13 protein-coding genes and 1 pseudogene are annotated in these 14,243 nt (G+C 48.7%); 6 read left to right on the plus strand and 8 right to left on the minus strand.

The window, feature by feature from the left end:
* Nucleotides 1–6 precede the first annotated feature (6 nt).
* Nucleotides 7–225 (minus strand): TetR-like C-terminal domain-containing protein, encoded by a 219-nt coding sequence (locus E2980_RS14000; protein ID WP_135152801.1) that lies wholly within the window; start codon nucleotides 223–225, stop codon nucleotides 7–9.
* Nucleotides 226–367: 142 nt separating this feature from the next.
* Here E2980_RS14000 and E2980_RS14005 point away from each other — a divergent pair, with 142 nt between their 5' ends.
* The 6 genes from E2980_RS14005 (at nucleotide 368) to E2980_RS14030 (ending at nucleotide 4,784) form a co-directional block, all read left to right on the plus strand.
* Nucleotides 368–580, plus strand: a complete 213-nt coding sequence (locus E2980_RS14005; protein ID WP_135152802.1) for a YwbE family protein — start codon at nucleotides 368–370, stop codon at nucleotides 578–580.
* A 5-nt stretch (nucleotides 581–585) separates the two neighbouring features.
* On the plus strand, nucleotides 586–1,065 hold the full coding sequence (rlmH, locus tag E2980_RS14010; RefSeq protein WP_135152803.1) for a 23S rRNA (pseudouridine(1915)-N(3))-methyltransferase RlmH: 480 nt from the start codon (nucleotides 586–588) through the stop codon (nucleotides 1,063–1,065).
* A gap of 188 nt (nucleotides 1,066–1,253) precedes the next feature.
* Nucleotides 1,254–1,952 (plus strand): response regulator transcription factor, encoded by a 699-nt coding sequence (locus E2980_RS14015; RefSeq protein ID WP_135152804.1) that lies wholly within the window; start codon nucleotides 1,254–1,256, stop codon nucleotides 1,950–1,952.
* A 17-nt stretch (nucleotides 1,953–1,969) separates the two neighbouring features.
* A complete protein-coding gene (locus E2980_RS14020) occupies nucleotides 1,970–3,349 on the plus strand; it encodes a sensor histidine kinase (RefSeq protein WP_240703027.1) in 1,380 nt (459 codons plus the stop codon).
* Nucleotides 3,350–3,448: 99 nt separating this feature from the next.
* Nucleotides 3,449–4,108: a hypothetical protein gene (locus E2980_RS14025; RefSeq protein WP_135152805.1), complete on the plus strand. Its 660-nt coding sequence runs from the start codon at nucleotides 3,449–3,451 to the stop codon at nucleotides 4,106–4,108.
* 73 nt (nucleotides 4,109–4,181) lie between these two features.
* Entirely contained in the window at nucleotides 4,182–4,784 is a 603-nt protein-coding gene (locus E2980_RS14030) for a class I SAM-dependent methyltransferase (protein WP_135152806.1), read from the plus strand.
* Between the two features lie 58 nt (nucleotides 4,785–4,842).
* Here E2980_RS14030 and E2980_RS14035 read toward each other — a convergent pair whose 3' ends face one another.
* The 7 genes and pseudogenes from E2980_RS14035 to E2980_RS25015 form a co-directional block, all read right to left on the minus strand.
* Nucleotides 4,843–5,913: a protein-glutamate methylesterase/protein-glutamine glutaminase gene (locus tag E2980_RS14035; protein ID WP_135152807.1), complete on the minus strand. Its 1,071-nt coding sequence runs from the start codon at nucleotides 5,911–5,913 to the stop codon at nucleotides 4,843–4,845.
* A 12-nt stretch (nucleotides 5,914–5,925) separates the two neighbouring features.
* On the minus strand, nucleotides 5,926–6,708 hold the full coding sequence (locus E2980_RS14040; RefSeq protein ID WP_135152808.1) for a CheR family methyltransferase: 783 nt from the start codon (nucleotides 6,706–6,708) through the stop codon (nucleotides 5,926–5,928).
* A gap of 15 nt (nucleotides 6,709–6,723) precedes the next feature.
* Entirely contained in the window at nucleotides 6,724–8,754 is a 2,031-nt protein-coding gene (locus E2980_RS14045) for a chemotaxis protein CheA (protein WP_240703028.1), read from the minus strand.
* A 16-nt stretch (nucleotides 8,755–8,770) separates the two neighbouring features.
* Nucleotides 8,771–9,193, minus strand: coding sequence for a chemotaxis protein CheW (locus tag E2980_RS14050; RefSeq protein WP_135152809.1), 423 nt, complete (start codon nucleotides 9,191–9,193; stop codon nucleotides 8,771–8,773).
* Nucleotides 9,194–9,206: 13 nt separating this feature from the next.
* Nucleotides 9,207–11,069: a methyl-accepting chemotaxis protein gene (locus E2980_RS24470; RefSeq protein ID WP_205699974.1), complete on the minus strand. Its 1,863-nt coding sequence runs from the start codon at nucleotides 11,067–11,069 to the stop codon at nucleotides 9,207–9,209.
* 26 nt (nucleotides 11,070–11,095) lie between these two features.
* On the minus strand, nucleotides 11,096–12,739 hold the full coding sequence (locus E2980_RS14060) for a methyl-accepting chemotaxis protein (protein WP_135152810.1): 1,644 nt from the start codon (nucleotides 12,737–12,739) through the stop codon (nucleotides 11,096–11,098).
* Nucleotides 12,740–12,955: 216 nt separating this feature from the next.
* A pseudogene (locus E2980_RS25015) lies at nucleotides 12,956–13,150 on the minus strand (response regulator transcription factor); the annotation flags it as partial.
* Between the last annotated feature and the right edge of the window lie 1,093 nt (nucleotides 13,151–14,243).

The following is a 14,243-nucleotide window of genomic DNA, read 5'->3' on the forward strand; positions in this document are numbered from 1 at the left end:
TTGGCGTTAATGATTGAGTGGATTTTCTCTCAGCCCTGGCGCAATAATCGGTCCATGATTGATGATCTGCGTCATGAGGGTGCCCATCTGGCGAGGAGTCAGATTCATCCCGGATTCGAGCCAGTGCATTACGCAGTCCACGCCGTTCTGTTTGATGAGGCTCATAAGCGCTTGATGAAGGAGCTGCTTCGTTCGGGCTTGCCTACGATCTATTTTATCGGACATTTCCGCACCTCTTGTGAGATATTTTTAAAGGTAATGAACTGATGGCCGTGCGGATTGGAGATCCGGTCGGGTTTTTGCTTGATTCGTCGTTGTGGTACGATAAGGTTACAAACATGATTGGAAGCAGGAGTTGAAGAACGCAATGGCAGGTAACGGAAAAATTCGCAGCGACGTTAAGCCTGGACTTGAGGTCGATATCGTATTGAAGCAAGATCAGCGTACGGGGAAAACAACGCGAGGTATCGTGAAGGATCTGCTCACGAACTCGCCGCAGCATCCGCATGGGATCAAGGTTAGGCTGCAAGACGGTCAGGTCGGACGCGTTCAGAATATCATTAGTTCTGGGAGCCAGTAAATTTCATGCACATTCAGATCGTCAGCGTAGGCAAGTTAAAGGAATCCTACCTCGTCCAAGGGATTGCTGAATACGTAAAGCGCCTAGGACCCTATGCGAAAATTACCCTCACCGAGGTAGCCGACGAAAAAGCGCCGGAGGTTCTAAGTGCAGCGGAAGAACGCCAAGTCGTCGGCCGCGAAGGCGATCGTATCCTCGCTCAGATCAAAGACGACGCACATGTCGTTGCTCTTGCCATCGGCGGGGAGCTCTGGTCTTCGGAAGAGCTTGCCGGGCATCTCGACAAGCTCGGTACCTACGGCAAAAGCCACGTGGCCTTCGTCATAGGCGGATCGCTAGGCTTGTCCGATCCTGTGTTGAAGCGGGCCGATAAGAAGCTGTCCTTCGGCAGGCTGACTTATCCTCATCAGCTTATGCGGCTTGTATTAGTGGAGCAGATCTATCGGGCTTTTCGGATTAACCGGGGGGAACCGTATCATAAGTAAGCCCAGATTGGATAATAAATAAAGCGTACGCTCGGCCGGCAACAATGCTGTATCTTCTCCAACTTCGTTGCTTGCACTCGTGATGATAACTTCCTTTTTACACCGATTCTAGCCATTGGAGTAAAGGAATGAACAGGACATTTGGCAGGCGATAAACGAATAACCATACTTGTGGGAGGAGGGATCGAGTGAAAAAGATTCTCGTAATTGATGATGAAGAGGCCATCAGAGACTTAATTGAGCTTGTGCTCAAAAGGGAAAACTTTCTGGTGCTGACAGCGGAAAATGGCGGTACGGGACTCAAGGAGTTGGATTCCTTTAAGCCGGACTTGGTTTTACTGGATTTAATGCTGCCGGACTATTCTGGCTATGATCTGTGCAAGGAAATTACCAAGAAACAAGCGATCCCTGTGATTATGTTATCGGCGAAGAATGAAATTATAGATAAAGTGTTAGGACTTGAGCTTGGGGCGGAAGATTATCTTACCAAGCCTTTTGATAACCGGGAACTCATTGCAAGAATCAAAGTTGTACTAAGAAGATATGAGAACAGCGATCAGAAAAGATACAGCGAAGACAAACAGATGAATTATGGAGAACTGGCGTTTGATCTGGAAACAAAAGTGGTGCTGAAGAACGGAACTCCGGTTTCTCTGACAGCCAAAGAATTTAAAATTCTGGAAACGCTGCTTAAAAGGCCCGGAAAAATATTTACAAGGGATGAACTTCTAGAGATCGTGTGGGGCTATGACTATTTGGGTGACAGCCGCAGCGTGGATATGACCATCATGCGGTTAAGAAAGAAGCTGGAGGATGACGCCGAAAACCCCAAGTATGTTAAGACCATTTACGGATTTGGCTATCAGCTTGGTGGTGACTCCACCTGAAATATGCAACCCGGCTTTTGTTGAATTATTTATTTTTCTCTGTATTATCCTTTGCCGTTATTATTATTTCCGTGAATAAAGCTATCGACTACTTTAGTTTTGTGACCATAGAAAAGAAAATGATGGAACAGGCCGACTTGTATGAGCTGTCCTTTAGAGAAATCCTCGCAAAGAATGACAGATCAACAGGTGAGGGGCAAGTCTCAGATGTGCCGAGAAGCGCTTTGGAGAGGTTGAAAGCATCAGGCAAGGAAGTGCGGATCTACGATAGCAATCAGAAGCTATTGGGATTGGCGGTGAATGGAATTATCATTAATGACGGGACTCCTTTGATTTTTAAGGGGAATATTGAAAATGCCCTCAAGGGGAATTATGCTTACACGGTCACCGATAATAAATTGCTGTATTTTGCAGTACCCATTCAAGATAAGTATTATCAAAATATTTATGTGTTCGAGTTTGTGGAAGACCTTTCATACTTTTACGTTATCATGGATCAAATCCGTTATATTTTATTTGCTGGCGCAGTAGGATTTCTTGTTCTGATCACGCTTGTAAGCTTATTCATTGCCCGCAATACGACAAAACCGATCAAATATCTGCTTGGTGCTACAGAGAAATTCTCTAAACAGCAGTTCCAGCAGGTCCAATTGAACAGGAAAGATGAGCTGGGGATGCTTGCGGCAGGATTAAACCAGATGGGTATTCAATTGAACGACTATATTCAACATCAGAAGCAGTTTGTCTCCAATGTTTCTCATGAACTGAAAACACCGCTCGCCGCCATTCGGGGATTTTCCCAATATTTATATGAGGGAGAAAATGAGGACAAGGATTTACAAAAGATCTATTTTCATCTTGTAAATGAATCGGACAGGCTTACCCTGCTCATCAATGAGTTGTTAATGTTATCTCGGTTTGACAAGGCAGGTCCAGAAGAAATAGGCAAGGAAAAGACAGATTTATCTGAGTTAACCGATCGTGTGGTTGCAGAGCTGCGATCAAAAGCTGAGAACAAAGGAATAACGCTGGAAGTAAAGCCGGGAAAAAAGGCTTTTGTATATATAAATCAAATATTGATGACACACGCCATTGCGAATATTTTAGATAACGCCATAAAGTATTCCAATGCCGACACGCGGATTAGAATCGAAATGTTTATCAGACAGAAGGAAGCGGTCATTCAAATAAGTGATCAGGGTATCGGAATCAATGAGGATGAGATTGCTCTGGTTCAGGAAAGATTTTATAGGGCGAAGAATTCAAACGTTGCCAAGGGTTCAGGACTGGGACTTTCCATGTGCAAAGAAATCGTCGAGAAATTTAACGGATACTTGGCAATTGAAAGCAAAATAGATGTGGGAACCACCGTTTCTATCATTCTTCCCTTATCATGAAGTTACAAGATTGATACAAGTTTGTTATTACACTAATAAATTGTTTTCATATAATGACCTCATAAGGTTAAACAAATTAATTTTTGGAGGGAAATGATTATGAAAGCATTAAAAAAATCAGCAGCTCTGGTGTCGCTCGCGGTACTTCTTACGACACTGTTGGCGGGATGTCAGGAAAACCGGGCGGATTCGTCGGCGGCTCCAATCGACTCATCGGACAGTAATTCAGAGGGCAATAGCACTGATTCCGGGGTGATCAAGGAGGGCACTATTCAAAAGAACGGGAATGTGATTCTAAAAGAGCTTTCTTTTGTCCATAAAGACAATACAATTGCCATTTCTGACATTGTTGACGATGAAAAGCTTGAAAGTATGTTGGGAAAGGCGGAAGAGAAAAAATCCCACACCTATTCCAAAGACGATGGGTTAAACATGGATCAATTCCTTGGCCGCACGAAGAAACAATACAAATTTCTGGGGCTTGAAATAGAAACATTCAACACGGGTGAAGGAAGTAATTTCCATGTAACCGAGATTGAAATTACCGATCCTAAATATTCCACAATCCGAAATATCAAAGTCGGTGACAGTGTGGAAGAGCTTAAAAAAGCGTATCCTGAAGGAAATCTGATGGGAGATGGAGCGACCATCGAAGAGGATAATTTCCGATATACACCGGTAAATTATGTGGATGTAATGACATTTCACATAAAAGATGCAAAGATTGAGAGCATTCGCATAAGCACGCTTCTGGATTGAACTGCTCAGAAATAATGAAACAGCCTTAGTCCGGTCGAATACCGAGCTAAGGCTGCAGATTGGAGAAATACGAATGGGAAATACGGATAAGTTTGAAATGATAGCTAATAGTTATGACACTTCCGAAAGAATTCAAATTGCAAAGGTATCATCAGATGCCATTCGTGAATATTTAGTTGACGCTAATAGTAAGAATGCTATTGATTTTGGGTGTGGAACCGGTCTTGTCGGAATGAACTTGTTAAACGATTTTAATTCTATGCTGTTTCTGGATACATCACAAAACATGATTAATCAAATAAAGCAAAAAATATCTGATTTTAATATTCAGAATGCAGTTACTTTATGCTTTGATTTTGAAAAGGAAGCTCTATCGGATTTACATGCTGACTATATTTTTATGGCTCAGGTTCTACTTCATATTCCTGATGTTGAATTCGTTTTATCAAGGTTATTCGATGTTCTGAATGAAGGAGGACATTTACTAATCGTAGATTTTAATAAAAATGAAAAAATCGTTTCAGATATCGTTCATAACGGATTTAATCAAGTAAAGCTAACTGACATTATGACTAAAATAGGGTACAGGGATATTCAATCCAAAACTTTTTATAATGGAAGTAAAATATTCTTGGGACATGATGCATCTATGTTTATTCTTGATTCTCAAAAATAAACTTGTCGAACCGACATCCCGATCGTCGAAATTTTGTGTTATCGGTCCCGTTGCGGGCTTATCCCGGCAAAGACGCAACCGAAACCATCTTGTCCGCGATCTTATGCAGCGGAACGACATGATCCACGCATCCGAGCTCGATGGCCACCCTCGGCATGCCGAAGATTAAAGAGGTCTCCTCCGATTCCGCGATGGTCGAGGATGCGCCTAATTGTTTGGCTTCCAGCATGCCTTTGGCCCCGTCGCCTCCCATCCCGGTCATGATAACCAGGTGCCTCCTTAACCGGGACAACCTGGCGACAGACTCGAACAGGACGTCCACGGAAGGCCGATGACGACCGCGCGGCGGCTCTTCGTTCAAGGAAATCCGATATACCCCGCGTTCCTGTGAAACTTCCATATGGAAGCCCCCCGGAGCTATATACACCGTCTCGCCCGCAATGAGCTGATGTTGTTCTGCCTCTACGACGTTCAAGCTGACCAAGCCGTTTAACCGCTGGGCTAACGAAAGCGTAAATTTGGGGGGCATATGCTGCACGACGAGAACCGGGTATGGAAAATCGCCGGGCAATCCGGTAAGCACGCTTTCCAGCGCCCGGGGGCCTCCGGTGGATGTCCCGATCGCAAAAATCTGATCGAAACTTTTCCTGCTCTCGGATTTGAGTGCCGGTGCCCGTTCCGCGCCCGCAAACCCGCTCACCCTGCTGCCTCTCAGCGGGGTGAGCTTTTTAAGCGACGAAACCGAGGCGGCTTTGATTTTGGCGATCAAATCGTCTTTCACCAGATGCATGTCCGCCGATAACGATCCCGACGGCTTCGCGATAAAATCGACGGCTCCCAGCCTTAATGCCTGAATGGTTTCTTTGGCCCCTTCATGGGTCAACGAACTGACCATCACGACCGGAACGGGACATTCCGTCATGATTTTTTCCAGCGCCTGCAACCCGTTCATCCGGGGCATTTCAACATCCATGGTCACGACATCCGGCTTAAGCCCTTTCACCAGATCCACGGCTTCCAAACCGTTTTTCGCCGTGCCGATCACTTTCATGGAGGGCTCTTCATCGATGAGCTGGATCAGGAGCTTTCTCATAAAGACGGAATCATCGGCGACCAGCACTCTTAGCATGGGGCACCTCCATTATATTTTGCGGTAGAAAAACGTGCTGACGGGCTCCAATTGAAATTGTCCCGGGTTGATGATTTGTTCGGTTCCCCCGACAAACAAATAGCCGCCTTTTCTTAAAGCTTGACCGAACTTGCGGAACAAATCTTCTTTGGCTTCTTCGGTAAAATAGATCAGTACGTTGCGGCAAACGATGAGGTCGAAGCCTTGCTCGAACGGATCCGCCAGCAAATTCTGCTTTTTGAATCGCACGCATTTCTTCAGGTCTTCCGATATCCGGTAAAGGTTCTCCTTCATGGAAAAATGCTTCGCTAATAAAGCTTTGGGGACATCCTTGACGGAGGATGGACGATACTTGCCTTCTTTCGCTTTGTCCATGGCGGTTTGGTCGATATCGGTGGCCAGCACCTGGATGTCTCTGACCGGCAAGAAGCCGGAGAGAATCATGGACAGCGTGTAAGGCTCCTCGCCGGTGGAACAGGCCGCGCTCCAGCATTTGATCCGATTCGCGCGGGTGAGCAGTTCCGGGATGACCCGATTTTGGAGGTATTCCCAGCGGTTCGGATTGCGGTAAAATTCCGAAACGTTAATCGTCATATGATCCAGGAATTCATCGTAAACCGTCCGATCCTTGTCCATGGCATGAAAAAAATCGACGAAGGTGCGGAAGCCTATTTTCTCTCTAAAGTTGGTAAGTCGGCGAATCATCTGGTTTTCTTTGTATAAGATCAAATCGATGCCCGACTTTTTCTTCAGCAGCTGAGTAAATCGATAGTAGTCCTGATCCTGCTGGGTCATAAAGCCCCTCCGACGTTATCCGGAATGTGCGGCCTTCATCATTTTGGCGATTCCGGCCACTTCGAATATGAGGCCGACTCTGCCGTCCCCGAGTATGGTCGCCCCGGAGATGCCGCTGATTTTGCCGACATAAGAGCCGAGGGATTTGACGACCACCTCTTGGTTGCCGTTCAGCTCGTCCACCACGATCGCGATTCTTTTTTCGCCCGCTCCTACGACGACGACGGGCAAGTGCTTCCTGCCGGCTTCCGTTCTTGGAATTTGCAAATAATCATGGAGCCAGATTAACGGAAGCACCTCGCCCCTGATCACGACAACCGGGTCGCTCTTGATCGTCTGGATCTCTTCCGGAGGGATGCGTACGATTTCCACCACGCTGCTCATGGGAATGATAAACGTTCGCTTGTTCAGCTCCACCCTCAAGCCGGTAATGATGGCAAGGGTCAACGGCAGCTTGATTTTGAATCGGGTCCCTTGCCCCAGCGTCATATCGATATCGATGATCCCGTTCAGCTTCTCAATGTGGCTCTTCACGATGTCCATGCCGACGCCCCGCCCGGACACATCGCTGAGCGTTGCGGCCGTGGAAAATCCGGGGCGGAAGATCAGGTGGATCGATTCCTTCTCCGATAACCCCTGCGCCTCTTCTGCCGTGATGATTCCTTTGCGTACGGCAGCGCTTTTCATTTTGTCCGGATCGATCCCCGCTCCGTCGTCCTCGACCGTTATGACCACTTGATTCTCTTCGTGGGCCGCGGTGATCCGAAGCATCCCTTTTGACGGTTTGCCGGCATGGCGCCTCGCGTCTCCGCTTTCGATTCCATGGTCGATCGCGTTGCGGATCAAGTGGATCAGCGGATCGCCGATCTCCTCGATCACCGTCCGGTCAAGCTCCGTTTCGTGCCCTTCGATCGCAAGGTCGATATCTTTGCCCAGCGACTGGGACAAATCGCGCACCATGCGGGGAAACCGGTTGAAAAGCTGTTCGATCGGCAGCATGCGCGCTTTCATCACGCTATCCTGCAGTTCCCCGATGACGCGGGAAATATGGTCGGATACTTGCTCCAGATCATCGACCGCATCGTCGGAAGCGTAGCGATGGCCCAGCACGTTTCCGATTCTGGAGATTTGCGTCTGGTCGATGACCAGCTCCCCGACCAGATTCATCAGCTGCTCCAACCGCTCCACGTCTACCCTTACGGTTTGCGCTTTGCGCTTCGCCTCCTCCGGCTGCCGGTTCTCGCCCGGCCTCGGATTCGCGGAAGGAGATGCCGCTGACAGCAGCAGCGGACAAGCCTCGACGCCTGCAATGTCCATCATCCCGGACAGAGCCTGCTCGAAGTTAACGCCGGCATCTTCGGTGGCCACGATATACAGGATCTTGCTGATGTCCGCATCTTCATCCAGCGATTCGAGCGGAGGCAAGGTGTGGACCACGATACCCATGGAGCTCAATTGATTCGAGATGATATGCGCTCTCGCCAGCTTCATGATACAGTCGGGGGAAATCTCCACCGTGACCGCCGCAATGCTCAAGCCATGATCGATATGCTCTTGAATTCTCAGCTGGTGGTCGTAGCTCAAAGAAGCGAAGTCGACCGCTTCCGAAGCCGTCCGCGCCTGCGGCCCAGCCGGAAGCGCAATGGGCAGCGAGGCCGCGGACGATGTGAACCGGTGCAGCTCCTCCACCAGCGCTGGGATATCGGGCGATTGGCTGCGGCCCGTCACGATCTCGTCTTTCAATACACCCAAATGATCCAAGCATTTAAACAACAAATTAACCATTTCATTCGTGATGGAAAGCTGCTTGTTGCGGACTTGATCCAGGATGTGTTCCATTTCGTGGGTCAAGTCCTTCATTTGATCAAAGCCCATGGCCGCAGAAGAGCCCTTCAGCGTATGAGCCGTCCGAAACAAGCTTTGAACTGCTTCTTCCGACGACCCGTCCCGCTCCAACCTCATGATTTCCTGCTCCATGATTTGCAGCTGCTCTTCTACCTCTTCCAAAAACACGGCCATGAACTGCGAGGCATCGTACGAGCTCACTTACGTCCCCTCCATTCTACTCATACAGGACTTGATCCAGCTTCAAGAGACTGACTAAGCCTCCATTCGAATGGCCGATACCGGAAAAATAAGATCCGTCCACTCCTCCCACTCTTTCCGGAGGAGACTGAATGTCGCTGAAGGTAATGACTTGGTTGACCCGATCGACCACGATCCCGACGATTTCTTCACCATGATTGACGACGACAATCCGCGTGGTTCTGGAATACGGATCCTCTTCCATGCCGAACCGATTCCGCAAGCTGATGATCGGCACGATTTTGCCCCGCAGGTTGATGACCCCTTTAATATGCGGCTTGCTGTTCGGGATGGCTGTAATATCCTGCATTTTGATAATTTCATGGATATCGTAAATTTTGATGGCATACCTTTCTTTGGCGATGCCCACCTCAATGAATTGTCCTTGATTGGAGCCCATCTGCGCTCACTCCCTAGCCGATTTTAAATTTCATGACCGAGCCGTTCAGGTCTTCCGCCAATTGCGCCAAGCTTTGGGTCGAATGAGCGGTTTCCTCGGCAGCCGCCGCCGCTTGTTCGCTTGCTTCCGCGATGGTCTCCACGGAACGAAGCACTTCTCCCGATTGCGCCGCTTGTTCTTCACTGGCTGCCGCAATTTCCGTGACTTGATCGGCGGTCTCCTTGACCTTGTTCAAAATCGATTCAAAAGCTTTCCCCGTTTCCAGCGATACGGATACTGCTTCGGATACGGCTTGCGCGCTTTGATAGGTGTTTTCTTGCATCCCCTTGATGATGTTGGAAATTTGTTTGGTCGCCTCGCCGCTGCGTTCCGCCAGTTTGCGAACCTCGTCGGCCACGACGGCGAATCCCCGGCCTTGCTCGCCCGCTCTTGCTGCCTCGATTGCCGCGTTCAAGGCCAGCAAATTCGTTTGCTCCGCGATATCGTCGATCACTTCGATGATTTCGCCGATTTTTTGCGATTCGACTTGAAGAACCTCCGTCATTCCGCTTAATTTCTTCATGCCGTCGATGGACGCATTCACCACTTTGCCGCCGTCTTGCGCCTCTTGCTGCGTTTCGTTGGACAGCCGAGCCGCGGTCCCGGCACTATGGGCAATGGAATCGATCGATACCGTCAGTTCCTTTATGAGTTCATTCATTGACTGGGCCGATTGGGATTGGGTCGAGCTGCCGCTCGCGATCTCTTCCGTACTGGCCGAAATTTGCTGCGCGGCTGCGGCTACGCTATGGGCGGAGTCGATCGTTCGGCGAATCATTTCGCGCAATTCGATGACCATCCGGTTCAGGGAGTCCACGAGCCGGCCGATTTCATCCTGCGATTTCACATTCAGATTTCTCGTAAAATCTCCTTGCGAGAGGAGACCGGCAAATTCGGTGAGCTCCTTGATCGGGTTGGTGACATGCCGGCTTATGATCGAAGCCGAGGCAATGGCTGCCGCCATGGTGGCAATCAGAATAATGGAAGAAACGGACAGTGCTTGTTTTTGCATCGCTAGAATCGCTGACAAATCTTTGTTGATTTTCACCATCCCTTGAACATTGCTTCCCGATGGGTTAAACATCGGATAGAACACTTCGATATGGCTGCTGTCCGGCTGCTGGTTGACAAGCTCGTTCTTCGACACCTTCTCGAATATCGTCAAGTCCTCCAGCGTTTTGCCGATTCCGCTTTTATCGTCCTCTGAAGTGTTGATTAACGTACTGTCTTTATAGACGGATACTTTGCCGCCTGCCGCTTGTTCGATTTCTTTCAAGAATGCGTCGTTAAAGCCGAATCCCGTCTGCAAAGTGCCGATCACCTTGCCATCGGCATTAATCGGGACAATGGCCCGAACCGCCATGCCGCTTTCTCCGAACTCGATTCCTTTGATCGGCTTCCCGGATATGGCGGTCTTGACCGACTCGTTTCCGCTCTTGTCATCCCCGTATTTTCCGGGCTGGTGGCCGCGCGTGAATACGACTCCATTCTCGTCGCCGAATTCGAAAACGGTAATCCCCGCTTCTTGCTTCAGCGTCTGAAATAAAGGAGCGATCATGACATCCAACGCAACACGGTCTTTGCGGCGGAAAGCGTCTACCAGCTCGGCATCCTGGACGTAAATATTGGCAATCGTCAATGCATCATTTTCTTTCTGCGCGAAGTAGTATTGGGACAACCCCACTACCCGCTCCAAATCATCCACCAACACTCGATCGAGAGTCGACCGGGAATTGTTATATTGAATATAGGAGCTTATGGCCACCGGGATCATGGAGACCAAGATGAAAATCGCAAACAATTTTCTCTTTAACGAGTTGTTTAGCCAATTGAACATGGGTGGCCTCCTCCTGGGCGGTTGCATTAAATCTTGAATTTGGAAACCGAGGCATTCAACTCTTCTGCCAGCTCGGCCAACGATTGCGCCGAGGAAGCCGTCTCTTCGGCTGCGGCGGTGGATTCTTCGCTTGCTGCGGCGATGGATTCGATGGCGTTCATCACTTCCCCGGATTGGGCGGCTTGCTGCTCGCTGGCCGCGGCAATTTCCGTCACTTGTTTCGCCGCTTCATTCACCTTCCGAATGATATCCCCGAACGCAGTTTCCGTTTTCTCGGACAAGCTTACGGCATCCGTAACCGCCTTCACGCTTTGCTGGGTGTTGTGCTGCATGCCTTTAATGATCGAGGCGATTTGCTTGGTCGCTTCGCCGCTTCTTTCCGCCAGCTTGCGCACTTCATCCGCAACGACCGCAAAACCCCGGCCTTGCTCGCCTGCGCGCGCGGCTTCAATGGCGGCATTCAGGGCGAGCAGGTTCGTCTGCTCCGCGATATCGTCAATGACTTCGATGATGTCGCCGATCTTATTCGAATCGTCCTGCAGCAGCGACATTTGTCGGCTCAAGTGATTCATACCCTGGATCGACGACGATACCGTATGTCCTCCTTCTTCCGCGCCCTGCTTCGTTTGGCCCGACAGCTGGGCGGCATATTCCGCATTCTTCGCAACGGCGTCTATGGAATCCGTGAATTCACGGATCAGTTCGTTCATCGTTTGCGCCGCATGGGATTGGCTGGAGCTGCCGCTGGCGATTTCCTCCGTGCTGGCGGATATTTGCTGCGCTGAAGCCGAGACATTCTGAATCGAAGCCAGCACGCTTGTGATCAGAGCTCTCAGGTTGTCTACCATCGTATTGACGGATTGCGTCAATTGGCCGATCTCATCCTTCGACTTGATCTCCAGGGGCTCCACCTTAAGGTCCCCATCCGCCACTTGGTTTGCCAGGACGGCCACTCTCTTGACGGAAACCGTTATGTCCCGGATCAGTATCCACCCGATCAGAATGACGAGAATCAAAGCACCGCCCACCATGGAGACGACATCTATTTTCAGCCGATCCGCTTGCTTTCTTTCCGCTTTAATCTCATTCTCCGCATCGATGTCGATAATCGCCTGCACTTGATCCAATTGATCGCGGGCCGTCTGGAAGTTTCCGTCGGCGGCATTCGCCCGTTCCATGAAATCATTTCTTTGGCCGACAGGCACCGCTTGAATGGAATCGATAATCGCCGTTGAAGCTGACACCCATTGGTCGAACTCCTTGGTGAAAATATCGAAGTTCTCGAATGCCGTTCTTCGGGATTCGGGATGAACCAGATCGGCATATTCCTCTATATGCGCATTGAAATTCTCTTTTACTTTAAGGATTCTATCTTTCACTTGTACGATGTTCTCATCGTACTCGTCTTGATAGCCTTGGAATTGTTCATCCTGAGCGTCTGTCGTTAGAAGCAGCCTGAATCCGACATAAGCTTGATACATGTCCCGGTCCGCATTCAGCATGCCCCCGGAATTCGAGTAAGCCTCCGAATATAACGCTTCAATTAAACTCTCCGATACCTTGTCCAGTTTTTGCGTGGACGAAACCGCCGTAATGGCCAATGCGAGAATCGGAATGGACAGTAAGGCAATCAATTTCGTGCTGAGCTTTCGATTCAAAAACCATTTCATCTTGCAGCCCCCCTGGTAGCAAATTTAAGAAAAATTTAATTTTCTCTTTTATTATGTTGGAACCTAGGGAATAAGAATATTGTCGATTGTTCTTATATTTTGTCGAATCATGGAGCGCCAAATAGGAATGATCTCCTATTGATTTTCATTCCGTCCGATTCACGAATATACAAAAAAACCCTTAGCGTTCAGCGTAAGGGTTGCAGGAATAAGGAATTAACATCCATAACCTTCATTCATTTGATAAACTTTGGCCATCGCTTGGGTACGGTCGTGGACGCCAATCTTCTGGAAAATATTCGTCAGGTGGTTCTTCACCGTATGGTCGCTAATGAACAGCATTTTGGCAATCTCCCGATTGCTGCAGCCTTTGACGACCAGCTTTAGAACTTCCTTTTCCCGCCGCGTTAGCAGGATCGTTTCAATCATCTTCGTGATTCCCGCCGGCGTCTCTACACTTCTCTCCTCTGCGAATGAAAGTTTGGATACCACCATATCGGTATAATCCTTATGGCGTCCGGCCATAAAAATCCTAAATCGTTCGTATAAATCGTGATCCACCCTGTTCACTACGTTCGAAGTTCCGGCTCTGTCATTCCCCTTTAAGCACTGAAACACAAGCACGAGAACCTGCGAACCGAAGCGGTAGGAACTACTTCCTACCGGATCCCGTTCGTTCTCCGCCATGATCGCCCGATAGCCCTCGACGATCTCCACAAACGGCCGATTGGGGAAGGTCTCCTGCAGAAGATCGAGGTCATATCCCGCAAGCAGGCAAGCTTGGGCGATATCATAGATGTCGCTAACCGAAAAATGGAGCTGGCTTGCAAAGGAAACCGCGAGTTCTTGCGCCTTCAAAGAAAGATCGTAAGCCTGTTTATCCCAATGCTTCATGGCTTGGTGCAGCAAAACAATCTGTTGACGATCGGCCGGCATATATAAAATGGCTTGTTTGGTCAACTGTTCGAGCATTTCTTCCATGCACTCTAATCGCTTGTGGAATCCGCTATTCTCGTGTCCGGCCAACTTGGCGAGCAACTCGGCTAATCTTTCTTCATATGCCGCAAACACATCCTGTAGACGCTGCATCTTCTTCATGTTGTATCCACCTCACAGGTCCGACTAATTCTCCGAAAATTAGCCAAATAGTTTCGTATTATTTAATATCGGAAAAATAACCTCCATTGTTAGTGGGTAATATTTCCTGACCAAAACTGGAGTCTAGGTCAGACAGCTATCTTGCATGGAATTGGCGGAACAGAGATTGTATATACCAAATGGTTCGATTCCGCAGCTCTTGGAGATTATGGAGTCCACCCTTCATTTCTAGTTGTAGAAAATACACTAAGAAACACAATACTCACTCGTTTGAAGACACTATATAGACGGCAATAAAGAAGGCATCATAATTTAATACAAAGCCGATCAATAATTGTCATCGGAGTTTTGCTTATTTCTTCAGTGAAGCTTTTTACTGCAGTTCTTATCTCGTCTACTGTTTCAA

It is taken from the genome of Cohnella luojiensis (genome assembly GCF_004564235.1).
Taxonomy (GTDB): domain Bacteria; phylum Bacillota; class Bacilli; order Paenibacillales; family Paenibacillaceae; genus Cohnella; species Cohnella luojiensis.

Excerpts from the sequence above, each read along its gene's own strand:
- E2980_RS14030 (WP_135152806.1), top strand. The coding sequence starts at position 4,182 with ATGGGAAATACGGATAAGTTTGAAATGATAGCTAATAGTTATGACACT.
- E2980_RS14040 (WP_135152808.1), bottom strand. The coding sequence starts at position 6,708 with ATGACCCAGCAGGATCAGGACTACTATCGATTTACTCAGCTGCTGAAG.
- E2980_RS14000 (WP_135152801.1), bottom strand. The coding sequence starts at position 225 with ATGTCCGATAAAATAGATCGTAGGCAAGCCCGAACGAAGCAGCTCCTT.
- E2980_RS14060 (WP_135152810.1), bottom strand. The coding sequence starts at position 12,739 with ATGAAATGGTTTTTGAATCGAAAGCTCAGCACGAAATTGATTGCCTTA.
- E2980_RS14050 (WP_135152809.1), bottom strand. The coding sequence starts at position 9,193 with ATGGGCTCCAATCAAGGACAATTCATTGAGGTGGGCATCGCCAAAGAA.
- E2980_RS14035 (WP_135152807.1), bottom strand. The coding sequence starts at position 5,913 with ATGCTAAGAGTGCTGGTCGCCGATGATTCCGTCTTTATGAGAAAGCTC.
- E2980_RS24470 (WP_205699974.1), bottom strand. The coding sequence starts at position 11,069 with ATGTTCAATTGGCTAAACAACTCGTTAAAGAGAAAATTGTTTGCGATT.
- E2980_RS14025 (WP_135152805.1), top strand. The coding sequence starts at position 3,449 with ATGAAAGCATTAAAAAAATCAGCAGCTCTGGTGTCGCTCGCGGTACTT.
- E2980_RS14005 (WP_135152802.1), top strand. The coding sequence starts at position 368 with ATGGCAGGTAACGGAAAAATTCGCAGCGACGTTAAGCCTGGACTTGAG.
- rlmH (WP_135152803.1), top strand. The coding sequence starts at position 586 with ATGCACATTCAGATCGTCAGCGTAGGCAAGTTAAAGGAATCCTACCTC.